Annotated in this window: 17 protein-coding genes; 9 read left to right on the forward strand and 8 right to left on the reverse strand. The window is 69.0% G+C overall.

Annotated features, from left to right (window positions below):
• Positions 1–9: 9 nt before the first annotated feature.
• The gene (locus FEI13_RS00540; RefSeq protein ID WP_138178723.1) at positions 10–1059 is read left to right on the forward strand and encodes an alpha/beta hydrolase family protein; all 1050 of its coding nucleotides are present in this window, start codon (positions 10–12) and stop codon (positions 1057–1059) included.
• Between the two features lie 33 nt (positions 1060–1092).
• Here the strand turns inward: FEI13_RS00540 and FEI13_RS00545 are convergent, their stop codons facing one another.
• A complete protein-coding gene (locus FEI13_RS00545) occupies positions 1093–1689 on the reverse strand; it encodes an SCO family protein (RefSeq protein WP_138178724.1) in 597 nt (198 codons plus the stop codon).
• A gap of 2 nt (positions 1690–1691) precedes the next feature.
• Positions 1692–2201, reverse strand: coding sequence for a hypothetical protein (locus FEI13_RS00550; protein WP_138178725.1), 510 nt, complete (start codon positions 2199–2201; stop codon positions 1692–1694).
• 108 nt (positions 2202–2309) lie between these two features.
• Here FEI13_RS00550 and FEI13_RS00555 point away from each other — a divergent pair, with 108 nt between their 5' ends.
• Positions 2310–3224, forward strand: a complete 915-nt coding sequence (locus tag FEI13_RS00555) for an AEC family transporter (protein ID WP_138178726.1) — start codon at positions 2310–2312, stop codon at positions 3222–3224.
• Positions 3225–3524: 300 nt separating this feature from the next.
• On the opposite strand, the gene trmB is transcribed toward FEI13_RS00555, so the two are convergent.
• Positions 3525–4265 carry a tRNA (guanosine(46)-N7)-methyltransferase TrmB gene (gene trmB, locus FEI13_RS00560; RefSeq protein ID WP_138178727.1) on the reverse strand — a complete coding sequence of 247 codons (741 nt, stop codon included), beginning with the start codon at positions 4263–4265 and terminating at the stop codon, positions 3525–3527.
• A gap of 118 nt (positions 4266–4383) precedes the next feature.
• On the opposite strand from trmB, the gene FEI13_RS00565 reads away from it, so the two are divergent.
• Entirely contained in the window at positions 4384–4788 is a 405-nt protein-coding gene (locus FEI13_RS00565) for a DUF423 domain-containing protein (protein WP_138178728.1), read from the forward strand.
• Here the strand turns inward: FEI13_RS00565 and FEI13_RS00570 are convergent.
• Together FEI13_RS00570 and FEI13_RS00575 are read right to left on the reverse strand one after the other, a co-directional pair.
• Positions 4764–5177 (reverse strand): PaaI family thioesterase, encoded by a 414-nt coding sequence (locus FEI13_RS00570; RefSeq protein ID WP_138178729.1) that lies wholly within the window; start codon positions 5175–5177, stop codon positions 4764–4766. The genes FEI13_RS00565 and FEI13_RS00570 overlap by 25 nt on opposite strands.
• A 184-nt stretch (positions 5178–5361) precedes the next feature.
• Positions 5362–7536, reverse strand: coding sequence for a malate synthase G (locus FEI13_RS00575; protein ID WP_138178730.1), 2175 nt, complete (start codon positions 7534–7536; stop codon positions 5362–5364).
• A gap of 245 nt (positions 7537–7781) precedes the next feature.
• Between FEI13_RS00575 and FEI13_RS00580 the strand changes: the two genes are divergently transcribed.
• Together FEI13_RS00580 and FEI13_RS00585 are read left to right on the forward strand one after the other, a co-directional pair.
• Positions 7782–8756 (forward strand): alpha/beta hydrolase, encoded by a 975-nt coding sequence (locus tag FEI13_RS00580; protein ID WP_138178731.1) that lies wholly within the window; start codon positions 7782–7784, stop codon positions 8754–8756.
• Complete coding sequence (locus FEI13_RS00585) at positions 8753–9235, forward strand: hypothetical protein (protein WP_138178732.1); 483 nt, start codon at positions 8753–8755, stop codon at positions 9233–9235. The genes FEI13_RS00580 and FEI13_RS00585 overlap by 4 nt, the downstream gene beginning before the upstream one ends.
• A 26-nt stretch (positions 9236–9261) precedes the next feature.
• On the opposite strand, the gene FEI13_RS00590 is transcribed toward FEI13_RS00585, so the two are convergent.
• On the reverse strand, positions 9262–10764 hold the full coding sequence (locus FEI13_RS00590; protein ID WP_138178733.1) for a YifB family Mg chelatase-like AAA ATPase: 1503 nt from the start codon (positions 10762–10764) through the stop codon (positions 9262–9264).
• A gap of 73 nt (positions 10765–10837) precedes the next feature.
• Positions 10838–11239, reverse strand: a complete 402-nt coding sequence (locus FEI13_RS00595; RefSeq protein ID WP_138178734.1) for an accessory factor UbiK family protein — start codon at positions 11237–11239, stop codon at positions 10838–10840.
• A 290-nt stretch (positions 11240–11529) separates the two neighbouring features.
• Between FEI13_RS00595 and FEI13_RS00600 the strand changes: the two genes are divergently transcribed.
• The 3 genes from FEI13_RS00600 to glnK all read left to right on the forward strand — a co-directional run bounded on the left by FEI13_RS00600 (position 11530) and on the right by glnK (position 13648).
• On the forward strand, positions 11530–11868 hold the full coding sequence (locus tag FEI13_RS00600; RefSeq protein ID WP_106231078.1) for a P-II family nitrogen regulator: 339 nt from the start codon (positions 11530–11532) through the stop codon (positions 11866–11868).
• A 38-nt stretch (positions 11869–11906) separates the two neighbouring features.
• On the forward strand, positions 11907–13157 hold the full coding sequence (locus tag FEI13_RS00605) for an ammonium transporter (protein WP_138178735.1): 1251 nt from the start codon (positions 11907–11909) through the stop codon (positions 13155–13157).
• A 152-nt stretch (positions 13158–13309) separates the two neighbouring features.
• Complete coding sequence (gene glnK / locus FEI13_RS00610; protein WP_138178736.1) at positions 13310–13648, forward strand: P-II family nitrogen regulator; 339 nt, start codon at positions 13310–13312, stop codon at positions 13646–13648.
• Between the two features lie 219 nt (positions 13649–13867).
• On the opposite strand, the gene FEI13_RS00615 is transcribed toward glnK, so the two are convergent.
• Entirely contained in the window at positions 13868–14644 is a 777-nt protein-coding gene (locus FEI13_RS00615; RefSeq protein ID WP_138178737.1) for a ferredoxin--NADP reductase, read from the reverse strand.
• A 158-nt stretch (positions 14645–14802) separates the two neighbouring features.
• On the opposite strand from FEI13_RS00615, the gene FEI13_RS00620 reads away from it, so the two are divergent.
• On the forward strand, positions 14803–15729 hold the full coding sequence (locus tag FEI13_RS00620; protein ID WP_138178738.1) for a LysR family transcriptional regulator: 927 nt from the start codon (positions 14803–14805) through the stop codon (positions 15727–15729).
• Positions 15730–15736 lie beyond the last annotated feature (7 nt).

Below are 15736 nucleotides of genomic sequence, written 5' to 3' on the forward strand. Positions count from 1 at the left end.
CCGGCCGCAATGCGACCTCTCCGGGCCCTGTCGACCGCCAGCCTCTGCCTGAGCCTGGCGGTCCCGGCGGTCGCCCAGCCCACGCCTGACGCCCTGCCCCGCCTCTCACTCGCCGCGGACGATACCAGCGTGATCGGCGTCTCCTCGGGGGGCTACATGGCCACCCAGCTGGCGGTGGCCTGGCCGGAGCGCTTCCAGGGGCTCGGCGTCCTCGCCGCCGGCCCCTGGGCCTGCGCTCGCGGCTCCCTGAGCCTAGCCCTGGGCCAGTGCATGGGGACCCACAAGGGCCTGCCCGACCTGGACATCCTGGCGGAACGCTACCGCGATTATCGCGAGCGCGACCTGGTCGGTGAGGTCGAGGCGCTCGCCGATCTCAGGGTCTTCATCTGGCAGGGCGGCCAGGACGACACCGTGGCCCCGGCGCTGGGCCAGGCCCTCGCCGAGCAGTTCCGCGGCTGGCTGGCCTCGCCCGAGGAGCAACTCAGCCTGGTGGAGAGCGAGCAGGCGGGCCACGGCTGGCCGGTGGCGGCAGACACGCAGGCGCCCATGCAGGAGCTCGCGGACTGTCGCAAGGGCGGTGGCACGCATCTGCTGTCCTGCGACCGGGACATCGCCGGCGAGGCGCTAGGCTGGCTGCATGGCGAACTCGCACCGCCCGAGACCCGGGAGGTCGCCGGCCGCCTGGTCGCCTTCGACCAGGCGGACTTCGATGCCCGGGGACTCGGCGACAGCGGCTATGTCTACGTGCCGGAGCGCTGCGAGGCGGGAGGCTGTGCGCTCACCGTAGCGCTGCACGGCTGCGCCATGGCCGCCGAACAGATCGGCGAGGCCTTCGTGCGCCACAGCGGCCTCAACGACTGGGCCGCGGCCAACGAGCGGGTGGTGCTCTATCCCCAGACAGAGACCAGCCTGCCCAATCCCCAGGGCTGCTGGGACTGGTGGGGTTTCGCCGAAAGCGCCTGGCAGCTCGACCCGCTGCATGACACCCGCCGGGGCACCCAGACCGGCGCGCTAATGGCCATGATCGAGCGCCTGCAGGCGGCGCCCGAGGCGCCCTGAGCCGGCTCGCCTATACGGGCCACATCAGGGGAATCAGCCCTCCGCGAGGGCCTGCTCCAGGGCGGCCTGGAGCGGGCCCGAGGTGGGAGAGTGCAGCACGCGACGCTGGATCTCGCCGTCACGGTCGACCAGGAACAGCGAGGCGCTGTGATCGATGGTGTAGGCCATGGCGGAGTCCGGGGTCTCCACCCGGCGCCAGACCACCCCGTAGCGCTCGGCCAGCGGCGCCAGCTCGTCCGGGTCGGCGGTGGCGCCGATGAACGCCTCGCCGAAGAACGCCAGGTACTCCTCCAGCCGCGCCAGGGTATCCCGCTCGGGATCCAGCGAGATCATCAGCGGCACCACCCGGCGACGCTGCGCAGGTTCCAGCCGCTCCATCGCCTGTCGCACCACGGCAAGCCCCATCGGGCAGACGTCGGGGCACCAGGTGTAGCCGAAGAAGACCACCGCCAGCTGATCCTCCTCGAGCTGGCGCAGCGAGAAATCGCCCTCGGTCGACGCCAGCTCGATCGGACCACCCTCGGGCTCGCCATCGGCCGGCGACGACTGCTGCTGATAGAAGGCCACGCCGACCGCCACCAGCATCATCAGTACCGCGGAAAGCCCGAGCCAGATTCCCCGTCGCGTCATCGTCATCGTCTCTGTACCTCGAAGTCGAACCAGCTTCCCAGACGCCCCTGGGGGGTGTCCACGACCACCTTCGCCCGCCAGGGCATGACCGCTTCGGTGCAGATCGAGACCTGCCCCGCGCCGCGAAAGACCCCGTCGCCCTCGGCCTCGAGGGGGAAGCGATGCAACCCCATGTCCATCCCACGGCCGACGAAATCGACCCGCACGGCCTCGGCCGGCGTGCCGGAGACGCGCACCTCCAGCGGCAGGCGCTCGAGGGGCTGGATCGCCCCCTGCGAGACCACCGCCAGGCTCAGCTCGGCGCCGCCGCCCAGCCGCGCGGCGCACGGCCCCGCGGAGGGGTCGCAGGCGGCCTTGGCCGGGGGCATCCAGCGTATCTCGGCCTCGTCACGCAGGCTGTAGCTGGTCAGGTACCAGAGGGCCACGGCGAGGGTCAGCAGGGTGACGGTGATCAGCAGATGCAGCAGCGGCAGGCGCGCCGTGCCGCTCGACGACGGGATACACGGGGGCATGGCGAAGCGCGGGACCTCCATCGGTGGCAGGATGCGGGTAAGCTTACCAGTATTTGCCGGCGGCGAAGTGCGCAAGGATGTCGCAGGGAACGCTCACGAGGAGGTGTCATGGAAGGCGTAGGCAGTGCACTGGGACCGCTGTTCCTGCTCATCCTGCTGGGAGCCGGGCTCGGCCGCTGGCGCCAGCCGGGCGGTGATTTCTGGCCGCAGATGGAGCGGCTGATCTACTTCCTGCTGTTTCCCGCCATGCTGGTGTCGACCCTGGCCGGTGCGGATGTCGGCCAGGTGCCCGTGGCGCGGCTCGCCCTGGCGCTGCTCGGCGCCCTGGGGCTGTTCGGCCTGCTGCTGTGGAGGCTGCGCCACCGGCTGCGGCTCGACCCCGCCGCCTTCACCTCGACCCTCCAGGGGGCACTGCGCTTCAACACCTACGTCGGCGTGGCCGGCGCGGCGGCTCTGCACGGCACGGCCGGGACCACGGTGGCGGCGGTCGCCGTGGCGTTGCTGGTGCCGATGGTCAACGTGCTCTGCGTGATCAGCTTCATCGCCGCCGGCACCCTCGGTACGGCAAGCCTGGGGCGCAGCCTGGGTGCGCTGGCGCGCAACCCGCTGATCCTCGCCTGCCTGGCCGGCATCGGCCTGAACCTCAGCGGCATCGGCCTGCCCGGCTGGAGCGCGGCCACCGTGGAGCTGCTCGGCCGCGCCGCCCTGCCGCTGGGCCTGGTGGCCGTGGGCGTGGCGCTACGCCCCGCCGCGCTGCTGAGGATCGATCGCGGCGTCTGGGTCGCCAACCTGATCAAGCTCGTGCTGATGCCGGCGACGGTGCTGGCCCTGGCCCTGCTGCTCGGCCTGGACCCGGTGAGTCGGGACGTGGCGCTGCTCTTCGCCGCCCTGCCCACCGCCACCTCGGCCTATATCCTGGCACGCCAGCTGGGCGGCGACGCCGAGCTGATGGCGGCCCTGATCACCGGTCAGACGCTGCTGGCCATGCTGACCCTGCCCCTGTGGTTGAAACTGGTCGGCTGAACGCGGGCGGAACGGCGGGAGGCGGCCTTTTAACGAAAACACTTCTTGTTTGCATTGACGACGCAAACGAGAATGATTATTCTGCCGGAGTGGCGTTGATGAGGCGCCACAGCCGGGCAGGGCCCCTGCCAGTGTCCTGTCAGGATTTCTCCCTCTCATTGTTTGTCACGGTTCTTGTCGCCGCCCCCGGGGCGGCGTTTTTTTGCCCGCTTCCTGGCCACCTGACCTTTGCCACCCGCCCCATGCAAGACGCCCCCGGGATCGAAAGATCGCCGGGGGCGTCTGCTGGCGCGTGACCGCTCAGTCGGCGCGGCGGAAGATCAGGTCCCAGACGCCGTGGCCGAGTTTCTCGCCGCGCGCCTCGAACTTGGTCAGCGGGCGAAACTCGGGGCGCGGCACGTAGGGGGCCGTCTCGGCACCGGCGGTGTTGGCGAAGCCGGGGGCCGCCTGCATCACCTCGGCCATCCACCCGGCGTAGGCCTCCCAGTCGGTGGCCATGTGCAGGGTGCCGCCGGGTTTGAGACGGCTACGCACCAGCTCGACGAAGGCCGGCTGCACGATGCGCCGCTTGTGATGCTTCTTCTTCGGCCAGGGATCGGGGAAGAACAGCTGCAGGGTGTCGAGGCTCGCCTCGGGCAGGCACTGCTCGAGGACGGCCAGGGCGTCCTCGCGATAGACCCGCAGGTTGGTCAGGCCACGCTTGTCCGCCTCGTCGAGCAGCTTGCCGACGCCCGGCGCGTGCACCTCGATGCCGATGAAGTCGGTATCCGGATGGCGCTCGGCCTGCTCGACCAGTGAGGCGCCCATGCCGAAGCCGATCTCCAGCACCACCGGCGCCCGGCGGCCGAACAGCGCCTCCAGGTCCTGGCGGCCATCGGCCAGCGTTAGCCCCAACCGTGGCCAGACCTCCTCGAGCCCACGGATCTGGGCCTGGGTCATGCGCCCGGCGCGCAGCACGTAGCTCTTGATGCCGCGGCGATGCAATGGGGCCTCGGGCCCTTCGGGGCCGGTCGTCTTGTCGTCGTATCGCGGGTCGCTCATGGGCTGGGGAGAACTCGTTGGCAACGGTGATTCGGGGCCGACATTGTAGCGGCTAACGCGCCGCCGGGGTACGGTAGGCGGCCAAACGCCATTCCAGAGAGCACACGGAGACGACCCCATGCAGGACAGAGGATGGTGGTTCGGGGCGGCCCTCTCCGGCGCCCTGGTGGTCGTGGCCGGCGCCTTCGGCGCCCACGCCCTGGACGGGCAGCTGACGCCGCGCCTGGCGGCCGCCTTCGAGACCGGCGTGCGCTACCAGGCCTGGCACACCCTGGCGCTGCTCGCCGTGCTGGCCTGGCGCGCCGCGAGGCCGCTGGCCGGCCAGCGACTCGCGCTGGGACTGTGGGCAGCCGGCATGGGACTCTTCTCGGGTTCGCTCTATGCCCTAGCGCTGACCGGCATGGGCCGATGGGGCATGGTCACGCCGCTCGGCGGGGTGCTGCTGATCGGTGGCTGGTTGGCCCTGGCGGCGGCGGCATGGCGCGCCCGCCACGACGCTCAGTCGCCGTCCGGCAGCGCGTAGGTGGCCGTGACCAGCGCCACCGGCCGCTCGTCGCCCGCCGAGAAGAGCTGCACCTCGCCCACCGCCAGGCGACGCCCCAGCTTGAGTAGCCGGGCGTTGGCGATGATGTCGCGATCACCTCGGGGGCGACGCAGGAAGCGACAATGCAGGTCGCTGGTCACGGCCATGGGCTCGGGACCAATCTGGGCAAGGATCGCCACGTAGAGGCAGACATCCGCCAGCCCCATCAGGGTAGGGCCGGAGACGCTGGCCCCGGGGCGCAGGTGCTCGTCCTCGATGGCCAGGCTCATGGTGGCGCGCATCTCGTCGACGCCCTCGATCGTGCCGGTGCGCTGGGGAAAGACCTCGTCGAGGAAGTCCTCGATGGCGGCGGCGGTCATCACGGTCATGGCGCGTCTCCCGGCGGGTGAGGGTGATGGCTGACCTTCACGATAGCGAAGCCCGCCCGCGACCGACAGTCGCCGAACGTCGAGTCCGTCAACGCCTGGCGCTCATGGAGACGCCCCCGCGGCAGGACCGCGGGGGCGTCGTTGCTGCGGGCCTCAGAGGGGCACAGGGCGGGTGAAGGCCGCCTTACTTGGCCTTGTGCACCGCGCGCCAGTGGTGCAGGAGCGGCTCGGTGTAGCCGGCGGGCTGCGCGCAGCCCTTGAAGATCAAGTCGCTGGCGGCCTGGAAGGCGGTGGAGGCGGCGAAGTCGTCGCTCATCGGCGTGTAGGTCGGATCGCCGGCGTTCTGCTGGTCGACCACCTTGGCCATGCGCTCCAAGGTCTCCTGGACGCGGGCGGACTCGACCACGCCGTGGCGCAGCCAGTTGGCGATGTGCTGGCTGGAGATCCGCAGGGTGGCGCGATCCTCCATCAGGCCCACGTCGTGGATGTCCGGCACCTTGGAACAGCCCACGCCGTGCTCGACCCAGCGCACCACGTAACCGAGAATGCCCTGGCAGTTGTTGTCGAGCTCCTGCTGGATTTCCTCGTCACTCCACTCGGGCCTCTCGGCGACCGGAATGGTGAGCAGGTCATCCAAGAGATCGGGCTCGCCCTGACCTTCCATCTCGCGCTGCAGGGCCGCCACGTCCACCTGGTGGTAGTGCAGGGCGTGCAGGGTCGCGGCGGTGGGAGACGGCACCCAGGCGGTGTTGGCACCGGCCTTGGGGTGACCGACCTTCTGCTCGAGCATGGCCGCCATCAGGTCCGGCATGGCCCACATGCCCTTGCCGATCTGGGCGCGCCCGCGCAGGCCGCAGGCCAGGCCGACCTGGACGTTGTTCTTCTCGTAGGCTTGGATCCAGGCGGAGCCCTTCATGTCGCCCTTGCGGATCATCGGCCCGGCTTCCATGGCGGTGTGCATCTCGTCGCCGGTGCGGTCGAGGAAGCCGGTGTTGATGAACACCACCCGCGACGGCGCCTCGGCAATGCACGCCTTGAGGTTGGCCGAGGTGCGGCGCTCCTCATCCATGATGCCCATCTTCAGAGTGTCGCGGGCCATGCCGAGGATGTCCTCGATGCGGCCGAACAGCGTGTTGGCGAAGGCGACTTCCTTGGGCCCGTGCATCTTCGGCTTGACGATGTACATGGAGCCAGTGCGCGAGTTGCGCGGCTCGCCCTCGCCCTTGTTCAGGTCGTGCAGGGCGATCAGCGAGGTGACGATGCCGTCGAGGATGCCCTCGGGCAGCTCGTTGCCCTCGGCGTCGAGCACCGCCGGGGTGGTCATCAGGTGGCCGACGTTACGCACGAACATCAGCGAGCGCCCGGGCAGGGTCACGCTGCCGCCGTCGACGCCCTGCCAGGTGCGGTCGCCCTTGAGGCGGCGGGTGATGGTCTTGCCGCCCTTCTCGACCTGCTCCTCCAGGTCGCCCTTCATCAGCCCCAGCCAGCTTGCATAGACGCCGACCTTGTCCTCGGCATCCACCGCGGCCACGGAGTCCTCACAGTCCATGATGGTGCTCAGCGCGGCCTCGACGATCACGTCCTTGACGCCGGCCGGGTCGGTCTTGCCGATGGCATCGTTCGGGTCGATCTGAATCTCCAGGTGCAGGCCGTGATGGGCCAGTAGCAACGCGGAGGGCGAGGCGGCGTCGCCCTCGAAGCCCACCAGCTGGTCGGCATCCTTCAGGCCGGTCTCGCCGCCGCCCTTCAGGGACACGACCAGCTGACCATCGCGCAGGACATACGCCACGGCGTCGCCGTGGGAGCCGCTGGCCAGCGGCGCGGCGCGGTCCAGCACCCCACGGGCGTAAGCGATGACCTTCTCGGCGCGCTTCGGGTTGAAGCTCTCACCCTTCTCGGCCCCATCGTCCTCGGGGATGACATCGGTGCCGTAGAGGGCGTCGTAGAGGCTTCCCCAGCGCGCGTTGGCGGCGTTCAGTGCATAACGGGCATTGTTGACCGGCACCACCAGCTGCGGGCCGGCCTGGGTGGTGATCTCGTCGTCGACGTTGGCGGTGGTCACGCCGACCTTGGCCGGGGCCTCAACGAGGTAGCCGATCTCCTCAAGGAAGGCGCGGTAGGCGGCCATGTCGCGGACCGGGCCGGGGTTCTCTCGGTGCCAGGTATCGAGCTTCTCCTGCAGGCGGTCGCGCTCGGCGAGCAGCTCGCGGTTCTGCGGGGCCAGGTCATGGAAGAGGGCGTCGACCCCGCTCCAGAAGGCGTCGGGGTCGACACCGCTGCCGGGCAAGGCCTGTTCGTTGATGAAGCGGTCCAGCTCGGCGGCCACCTGGAGGCGGTGGCGAGCAATGCGTTGGGTCATGGGTCGTACTCCTCGTGCTTGGCTGCTCGGTGCCCCCTGGCACCGATCGGCCGGACAGGGAAAGATGACTGCGTAGTATCGATTTTGTGGAAATTGCTTCCACATGTAAAGCCATTGCCGCCATAAGGGGCCGAAAGCTAGACCAAATGATGAGCCCGGGCCCCGATGGGCGGCGCGCGCTGACGGCTTCGCTGGTCGCGCCCTCGGCTTGGCGCTAGCATGAACGAGCCCTTGTGGAGAAACCGATGAGCGACTTTACCCCCCTGCAGGCCCTGGGCCCCCTCGCCCCCGCCGACCTATCCGGTCAGGCGCTCGAGCGCTACCTGGGCCACTACGGCCTGGCGCCACTGCTCGCCGAGCGGGTGGGGCTCTACGTGGGCTATCTGCAGGCCGGCGACTTTCGCCTCTGGACGCAGGTCTGGAGCCCCGAGACACCCATCGGCACCGCCTTCGTCGTGCACGGCTACTTCGACCACCTCGGCCTCTACCGCCACTTGCTGGAGTGCCTGCTCGCGCGAGGCTGGCGGGTCGTGCTCTGGGACCTGCCGGGCCACGGCCTCTCCAGCGGCCGCCGCGCCTCCATCGATGACTTCAAGGACTACGGTCACTGCCTGCACCATCTGCAGCAACATCTTCACGACGAGGGACTGGCCCCGCGCCCCTGGCTCGGCGTCGGGCAAAGTACCGGGGCGGCGATTCTCGCCACCGATGCGCTGACCCGCGGCGACGACGGCCACTGGTCGGGGCTCGCGCTGCTGGCCCCGCTGGTACGCCCCTGGGGCTGGAACCAGTCGAGCTGGCTGCACCGCCTGGTGGGCCCCTTCGTGGAGTCGATCCCGCGCAAGTTTCGCGCGAATTCCACGGATGCCGAGTTCGCCGATTTCCTGCGCGAGGGCGATCCCCTGCAGGCCGACCGCCTGGCGATGGACTGGGTCGGCGCCATGCGGCGCTGGATGCCGCAACTGCTGGCGCTGCCACCGAGCCCGGTGCCGACCCTGATCCTGCAGGGCGAGCAGGACCTGACGGTGGACTGGGAGTGGAACCTCGAGGTGCTGGCCCGCAAGTTTCCCAACGCCGAGATCCATCGTCACCCCGAGGCCCGCCATCACCTGGTCAACGAGGCCGAGCCGATTCGCCGCGAACTCTTCACGGTGCTCGACCGCTTCGTCGCAACGCTGGCCGCGACCGACGACCCGCACGACCGGAGGCCCTCGCCATGATCCGCCGCCTGCCACTACTGGCGTGCCTGCTGGTGCTGGTCGGCTGCGCCGGCGCCCCGGAGCAGCCGACCAGCGTGCGCCAGGCCCTGCTCGGCCTGAGCGAGCGCGCCGCCGAAAAGGTCACGGCGACACCGCCGTTGCCCCATCCGGCGGTCGATGAGGTCCTGCTGCTGGCCATGCCACAGGTCGATGCCCGGCTGCCCCTCGCCGATACGCGCCTGCTCGAGAGCCTGACCCGCGCCCTGCTGGCGATCGACGACGGCCCCCAGGTGCTGGAGTGGCGAGCGGCCATGGCGGAAGGCAGCCACGACAACCAGTGGCGCCTGGAGACCCGCCTGAGCGCCGACGGCCCCCGCCTGCAACTCTCGGACCGCGAGCTGCTGCCCTACCGCCTGAGCCTAGTGCTGCGCCGCACCGGACACGACGAACCCGTCTGGCGCACCGAGATCGAAGGCGCGCTCGACGCCACGGCGCTCTGATCGCTGCCCTATGAGCGCGCGGCGCATCACCCCTTGAGCAGTCGATCGAGCTGTCGATAGCCGATGGCCTCGATCAGCTGGTCCCGCCCGGGTCGCGCCTCCCCGGCCAGGTCGGCCAGGGTCAGGGCCACCCGCAGCACCCGATGGTAGGCCCGCGCCGACAGCCTGAGCCGCTCCAGCACGCCGGCGAGCCAGGCCCGATCCTCGGCCTCGAGGCCGCAGGCCTCCTCCAGCGCGCGCCCGGACAGTTGAGCATTGAGCCCCCCGCGGGCCGCCTGCCTCGCCCGTGCCGCCAGCACACGCTCGCGCACCACCGCCGAGGACTCGCCCAGTTCCCGGGAGGTCAGCTGCTCCGGCGCCAGCGCCGGCACCTCCACCTGGAGATCGATACGATCGAGCAGCGGACCGGAGAGCCGCGACTGGTAGCGCTGGATCTGCGCCGCGGTGCAGTGGCAGGGCCGGCGCGGATCGCCCAGGTGCCCGCAGGGGCAGGGATTCATCGCCGCGACCAGCTGGAAGCCGGCGGGAAAGCGTCGCTCGTGGTTGGCCCGGGCGATATGGATCTGCCCCGACTCCATGGGCTCGCGCATCACCTCCAGGACGTGCCGGGAGAACTCCGCCAGCTCATCGAGGAACAGCACGCCCCGATGGGCCAGGGAGATCTCGCCGGGACGCGGCTTCGAGCCGCCGCCCACCAGGGCCACGGCACTGGCGGTGTGATGCGGAGCGCGGAAGGGGCGCACGCCCCACTCGGTGGCGTGGGACAGTCCGCTGACCGAGCGGATCGCCGCCACCTCCAGCGCCTCCTGCTCGGTGAGCGGCGGCAGGATGCCCGGCAGGCGACTGGCCAGCATGGTCTTGCCGGTGCCGGGCGGACCGGCGAACAGGAGATTGTGGCCGCCGGCGGCCGCCACCTCCAAGGCGCGCCGCGCCTGGTGCTGGCCGCGCACGTCGGCGAGATCGGGAACGGGCGTTGATGCCGGGGCGGGGCCGGGCGCGCAGTGCGGGAGCAGCGGCGTCTGGCCGAGCAGGTGGGCCACCACCTCGAGCAGGTGCTCGGCGGGCAGCACCTCGAGGTCGCCGGCCAGGGCCGCCTCATCGGCATTGGCCCGGGGCACGATCAAGCGGCGGCGCGCCTGGCGCGTGGCCATGGCCATCGGCAGCACCCCGCTGAGCGGTCGCAGCCGGCCGTCCAGGGCCAGCTCGCCGGCGCACTCGACCCCGTCGAGGGCCTCGGGTGGCACCTGACCCGAGGCCACCAGCAGCCCCAGGGCGATGGGCAGGTCGAAGCGACCGCCCTCCTTGGGCAGGTCGGCGGGGGCGAGATTGAGGGTGATACGGCGCAGGGGAAAGTCGAAGCCGGCGTTGACCAGGGCACTGCGGACTCGCTCCCGGCTCTCCTTCACTGCGGCCTCCGGTAGTCCCACCAGGGTGATGCCGGGCAGTCCATTGGCCAGGTGCACCTCGACCAGCACCTCGGGCGCCTCGAGACCGAGGCCGGCCCGGGTGTGGATGATTGCCAGCGTCATGCGCGATCCCTCGCTGCCTGTGTGACCTCAGGCTAGACCAGGCCGGCGAGGGGCGCCCGATGGCGGGCGAGGATCAGCGGTTGGACTCGCCGGCGTCGGCGTCTTCCTCGGGGCGCGAATCATCACTGCCTGCCTTGGGGCCGGGCTCGGGATTCGACTCGTGAGAGGATGCCGCACCCGGTTCCTCCGGCAGCGCCTCGACCGAGGCGCTCGCCGTCTCCCGCGAGGGGGCGGTGTCGAGTGCCTCTTCCAGCGCCGCCACCTGCTGCTCCAGGGCCTCGACCCGCGACCGGGTGCGCTGCAGCACGTCCATCAGGATGTCGAAATCCTCCCGCGATACCAGCTCCAGGCGATCGAAGGCGCCCTTGACCACCTGTTGGATGCCCTTCTGCACCTCTTCCGGGGCCTGGGACGCCCCCTGCAACCGGTCGCCGATCTGCTGGGCCAGGCGGCTGATGCGATCGTGGCTCACCATGGTGTCTCTCCTGAATCGTCAGTGGATGCCTCGCCAAAGGATACGCAAGCCACCGGCAGCGCGCACCATACGCAGCTGCCTGCTTATGGTGCACATGCGCCACGCCAAAGCACTAAAAAAGTGCGCGCTCGCCACCCGCCTCGCGCGCCCCGCCGAACGGGAAGCCAACACCCTCACCCAGTCAACTGATTTCACGCAAGTATTGTGAAGAGTGGCACGGTTTGCGCAGTGTCAGGACAACCACTTCTCGGGGGGTACCACGCCGCCCACTTTCAGCAGGGAGATCCGTCATGAAGCTGATCACCGCCATCATCAAGCCCTTCAAGCTCGACGACGTCCGCGAGGCGCTCGCCGACAACGGCGTGCAGGGCATCACCGTCACCGAGGTCAAGGGCTTCGGCCGCCAGAAGGGCCACACCGAGCTCTATCGCGGTGCAGAGTACGTCGTCGACTTCCTGCCCAAGGTCAAGGTCGAGGTCGCCGTGGACGACAGCCGCCTCGAGACCGTTCTGGACGCCATCTGCAGCGCGGCCAACAGCGGCAAGATCGGCGACGGCAAGGTCTTCGTCACGCCGCTGGAGGACGTGATCCGCATCCGCACCGGCGAGCGCGGTGCCGATGCTGTCTGACTGCCCCTCCCTTTCCTTCCCGACGTGGAGAGACACCCATGAGTGAACTTCCCGAACTGAGCTACGCGCTCGATACCTTCTACTTCTTGATCTGCGGCGTGCTGGTGATGTGGATGGCCGCCGGTTTCTCGATGCTCGAGGCGGGCCTGGTGCGCTCCAAGAACACCGCCGAGATCCTCACCAAGAACATCGCCCTGTTCGCGATCGCCTGCACCATGTACCTGCTGGTCGGCTACTACGTGATGTACTCCAGCGATGCCGGCGGCTTCCTGCCGAGCCTGGGCGCGCTGATCGGCAGTGAGAACGGGGTCGAGGCGGTGCTCGCCGGCGGCGATGACGCCCCCTACTACGCCATGCGCTCGGACTTCTTCTTCCAGGTGGTGTTCGTGGCGACCGCCATGTCCATCGTCTCCGGCGCCGTGGCCGAGCGCATGAAGCTGTGGGCCTTCCTGGCCTTCGCCGTGGTCATGACCGGCTTCATCTACCCGGTGTCCGGCTACTGGACCTGGGGCGGCGGCTGGCTGGCCGAGGTCGGCTACTCCGACTATGCCGGTTCGGGCATCGTGCACCTCGCCGGTGCGGCGGCGGCGCTCGCCGGGGTCATGGTGCTTGGCCCGCGCAAGGGCAAGTACGGCAAGAACGGCAGCATCTACGCCATCCCCGGCGCCAACCTCCCGCTGGCGACCCTGGGTACCTTCATCCTGTGGATGGGCTGGTTCGGCTTCAACGGCGGCTCCGAGCTGAAGATGTCCGACGTCGCCTCCGCCAACAACGTGGCCCAGGTGTTCGTGAACACCAACGCGGCCGCCGCCGGCGGCGTGATCGCCGCACTGATCCTGGCCAAGCTGTGGTTCCGCAAGGCCGACCTGACCATGTCGCTGAACGGCGCCCTGGCGGGCCTGGTGGCCATTACCGCCGATCCGCTCTCGCCCAGCGCCCTGGGTGCTGCCCTGATCGGCGCCGTGGGGGGGCTACTGGTGGTGGTCGCCATCGTGACCCTGGACAAGCTGAAGCTGGACGACCCGGTGGGTGCCATCTCCGTGCATGGCGTGGTGGGCATCTGGGGCGTGCTGGCCGTGCCGCTGACCAACGGCGATGCCGGCTTCGGTGCGCAGCTCATCGGCATCCTCGGCATCTTCGTCTGGGTGTTCGTGGCCAGCCTGATCGTCTGGCTGATCCTCAAGGCCGTGATGGGTATCCGGGTCACCGAGGAGGAGGAGTACGAAGGGGTCGACCTGACCGAATGCGGCCTGGAAGCCTACCCCGAGTTCGGCGTCGCCAAGTCGTGAGACGCGCCCCGCTGTGAGCCCATGCGCACGTCCTGGCCCCCTTCGGGGGGCTTTTTCATTCCTCTCACAGCGGGTGTATGCTCTGGCACAATGAGTACGGCAAGGGTGGCGGCGCTCGCCACCGACCCACGGACACGACGAGGATCAAGACCATGAAACTGGTGACCGCCATCATCAAGCCGTTCAAGCTCGACGACGTACGGGAGTCGCTCTCCGATATCGGCGTCCAGGGCATCACCGTGACCGAGGTCAAGGGTTTCGGCCGCCAGAAGGGCCACACCGAACTCTATCGCGGCGCCGAATACGTCGTCGATTTCCTGCCCAAGGTGAAGCTCGAGGTGGCCGTGGACGACGACATGGCCGAGAAGGTGATCGATGCCATCACCCAGGTCGCCAACACCGGCAAGATCGGCGACGGCAAGATCTTCGTCACCGCCCTGGAACAGGTGCTGCGCATCCGCACCGGCGAGACCGGCAAGGACGCGGTCTAGGCGCCAAGCGGCCAAGCGGCCAAGCGGCCAAGCGGCCAAGCGGCCAAGCGGCCAAGCGGCCAAGCGGCCAAGCGGCCAAGCGGCCATCAAAGTGTGTTGCTCCCGGGCAAAAGCAAACCCCGAAGGTCTCGGCCTTCGGGGTTTGCTTGTAGCTCGGCGCTTGTAGCTCGGCGCTTGTAGCTCGGCGCTTGTAGCTCGGCGCTTGTAGCTCGGCGCTGCTTACTTCTCGACGAACGCACGCTCGATCACGTAATCGCCGGGCTCGCCCATGCGCGGCGAGATGGTGAAGCCGAGCTCGTCCAGCAGCTGGCTGGTGTCGTCGAGCATCGCCGGGCTGCCGCAGATCATGGCGCGATCCTGCTTGGGGTCGATGGCCGGCAGGCCGGTGTCCTCGGCCAGCTTGCCACTGCGGATGTGGTCGGTCAGGCGCCCCATGGTATGGAAGGTCTCGCGGGTCACCGTGGGGTAGTAGACCAGCTTCTCGCTGATCTCCTCGCCCAGGTACTCGTGGGCGGGCAGGTCCTTCTGGATGAAGTCGGCATAGGCCAGCTCGCTGACGTTGCGCACGCCGTGTACCAGCACCACCTTCTCGAAGCGCTCGTAGACCTCCGGGTCCTGGATCAGGCTCATGAACGGCGCCAGGCCGGTGCCGGTGGAGAGCAGGTAGAGGTTGCGCCCCGGCAGCAGGTCGTCGGTGACCAGGGTGCCGGTGGGCTTGCGGCTGACCATGATCTGGTCGCCCACCTTGAGGTGCTGCAGCCGCGAGGTCAGCGGGCCGTCGGGCACCTTGATGCTGAAGAACTCCAGGTGGTCCTCGTAGTTGGGACTGGCGATGGAGTAGGCCCGCATCAGCGGCTTGCCGTTCACCTCGAGGCCGATCATCACGAACTGACCGTTCTTGAAGCGCAGGCTGCGCTCCCGGGTCGTGCGGAAACTGAACAGGGTGTCGTTCCAGTGATGCACACTGAGAACGTCTTCAAGCGCAAACTTGCTCATGCCGACTCCTTTGATATTCCAAAAAGGAATAAATTTGCCTGATAGATTGATACGGCAATTCTAAGAGCCGGGGTATTATCTGTTAAATGGATTGTATGGATAACGCTTATCTATACTCTGGATATCGGCTCTAGGTATCACACCCGCCAAGGAGCGTCATGCGCTACACCCTGCGTCAGCTGGAGGTCTTCGTCGCCGTCGCCCAGCATGAGAGCGTCTCCCGGGCGGCCCGCGCCCTGGCGCTCTCGCAATCGGCGACCAGCACCGCCCTGGCCGAGCTGGAACGCCAGTTCGACTGCCGGCTGCTCGATCGCCTCGGCAAGCGCCTCAAGCTCAATGCCCTGGGCTTCCAGCTGCTGCCCAAGGCGGTGGCCCTGCTCGATCGTGCCGAAGAGGTGGAGGAGCTGCTGCGCGGCCAGCAGGGCATCGGCATCCTCGACGTGGGCGCCACCCTGACCATCGGCAACTACCTGGCGACCCTGCTGATCAGCGACTTCATGCAGCGCCACCCGGGCAGCCGCGTGCGCCTCTCGGTGCGCAACACCCGTACCATCATCGAGAGCGTGCGACAGCACGAGCTCGACCTGGGGCTGATCGAGGGACAGTGCGAAGAGGAGGACGTGATCACCCAGCCCTGGGTGGAGGACGAGCTGGCGGTGTTCTGCTCGCCGCGCCATCCGCTGGCCCGCGGCGGCCCGGTGGAGCTCGACCGGCTGCTGCGCGAGGCCTGGATCATGCGCGAACAGGGCTCCGGCACCCGGCTGACCCTGGAACAGGCCGCCCGGCATCGCCGCGGGCGCTTCAACATCCTGCTCGAGCTGGAGCACACCGAGGGCATCAAGCGGGCGGTGGAGTCGGGGCTCGGCATCGGCTGCGTCTCCAGGCTTGCGCTGCGCGACGCCTTCCGCCGCGGCAGCCTGGTGCCCATCGCCACCCCGGAGCTCGACCTGAGCCGCCAGTTCACCTTCATCTGGCACCGCCACAAGTATCTGGCCACCGGCATGCGCGAGTTCCTCAAGCTGTGCCGGCAGATGACCGAGGGCATCCGCCGCAGCGACCAGATCGACCTGCCCCAGGTGCCCTGATGCGAAG

The sequence above is a fragment of the Halomonas urmiana genome, from assembly GCF_005780185.1.
In the GTDB taxonomy this organism is placed as follows: domain Bacteria; phylum Pseudomonadota; class Gammaproteobacteria; order Pseudomonadales; family Halomonadaceae; genus Halomonas; species Halomonas urmiana.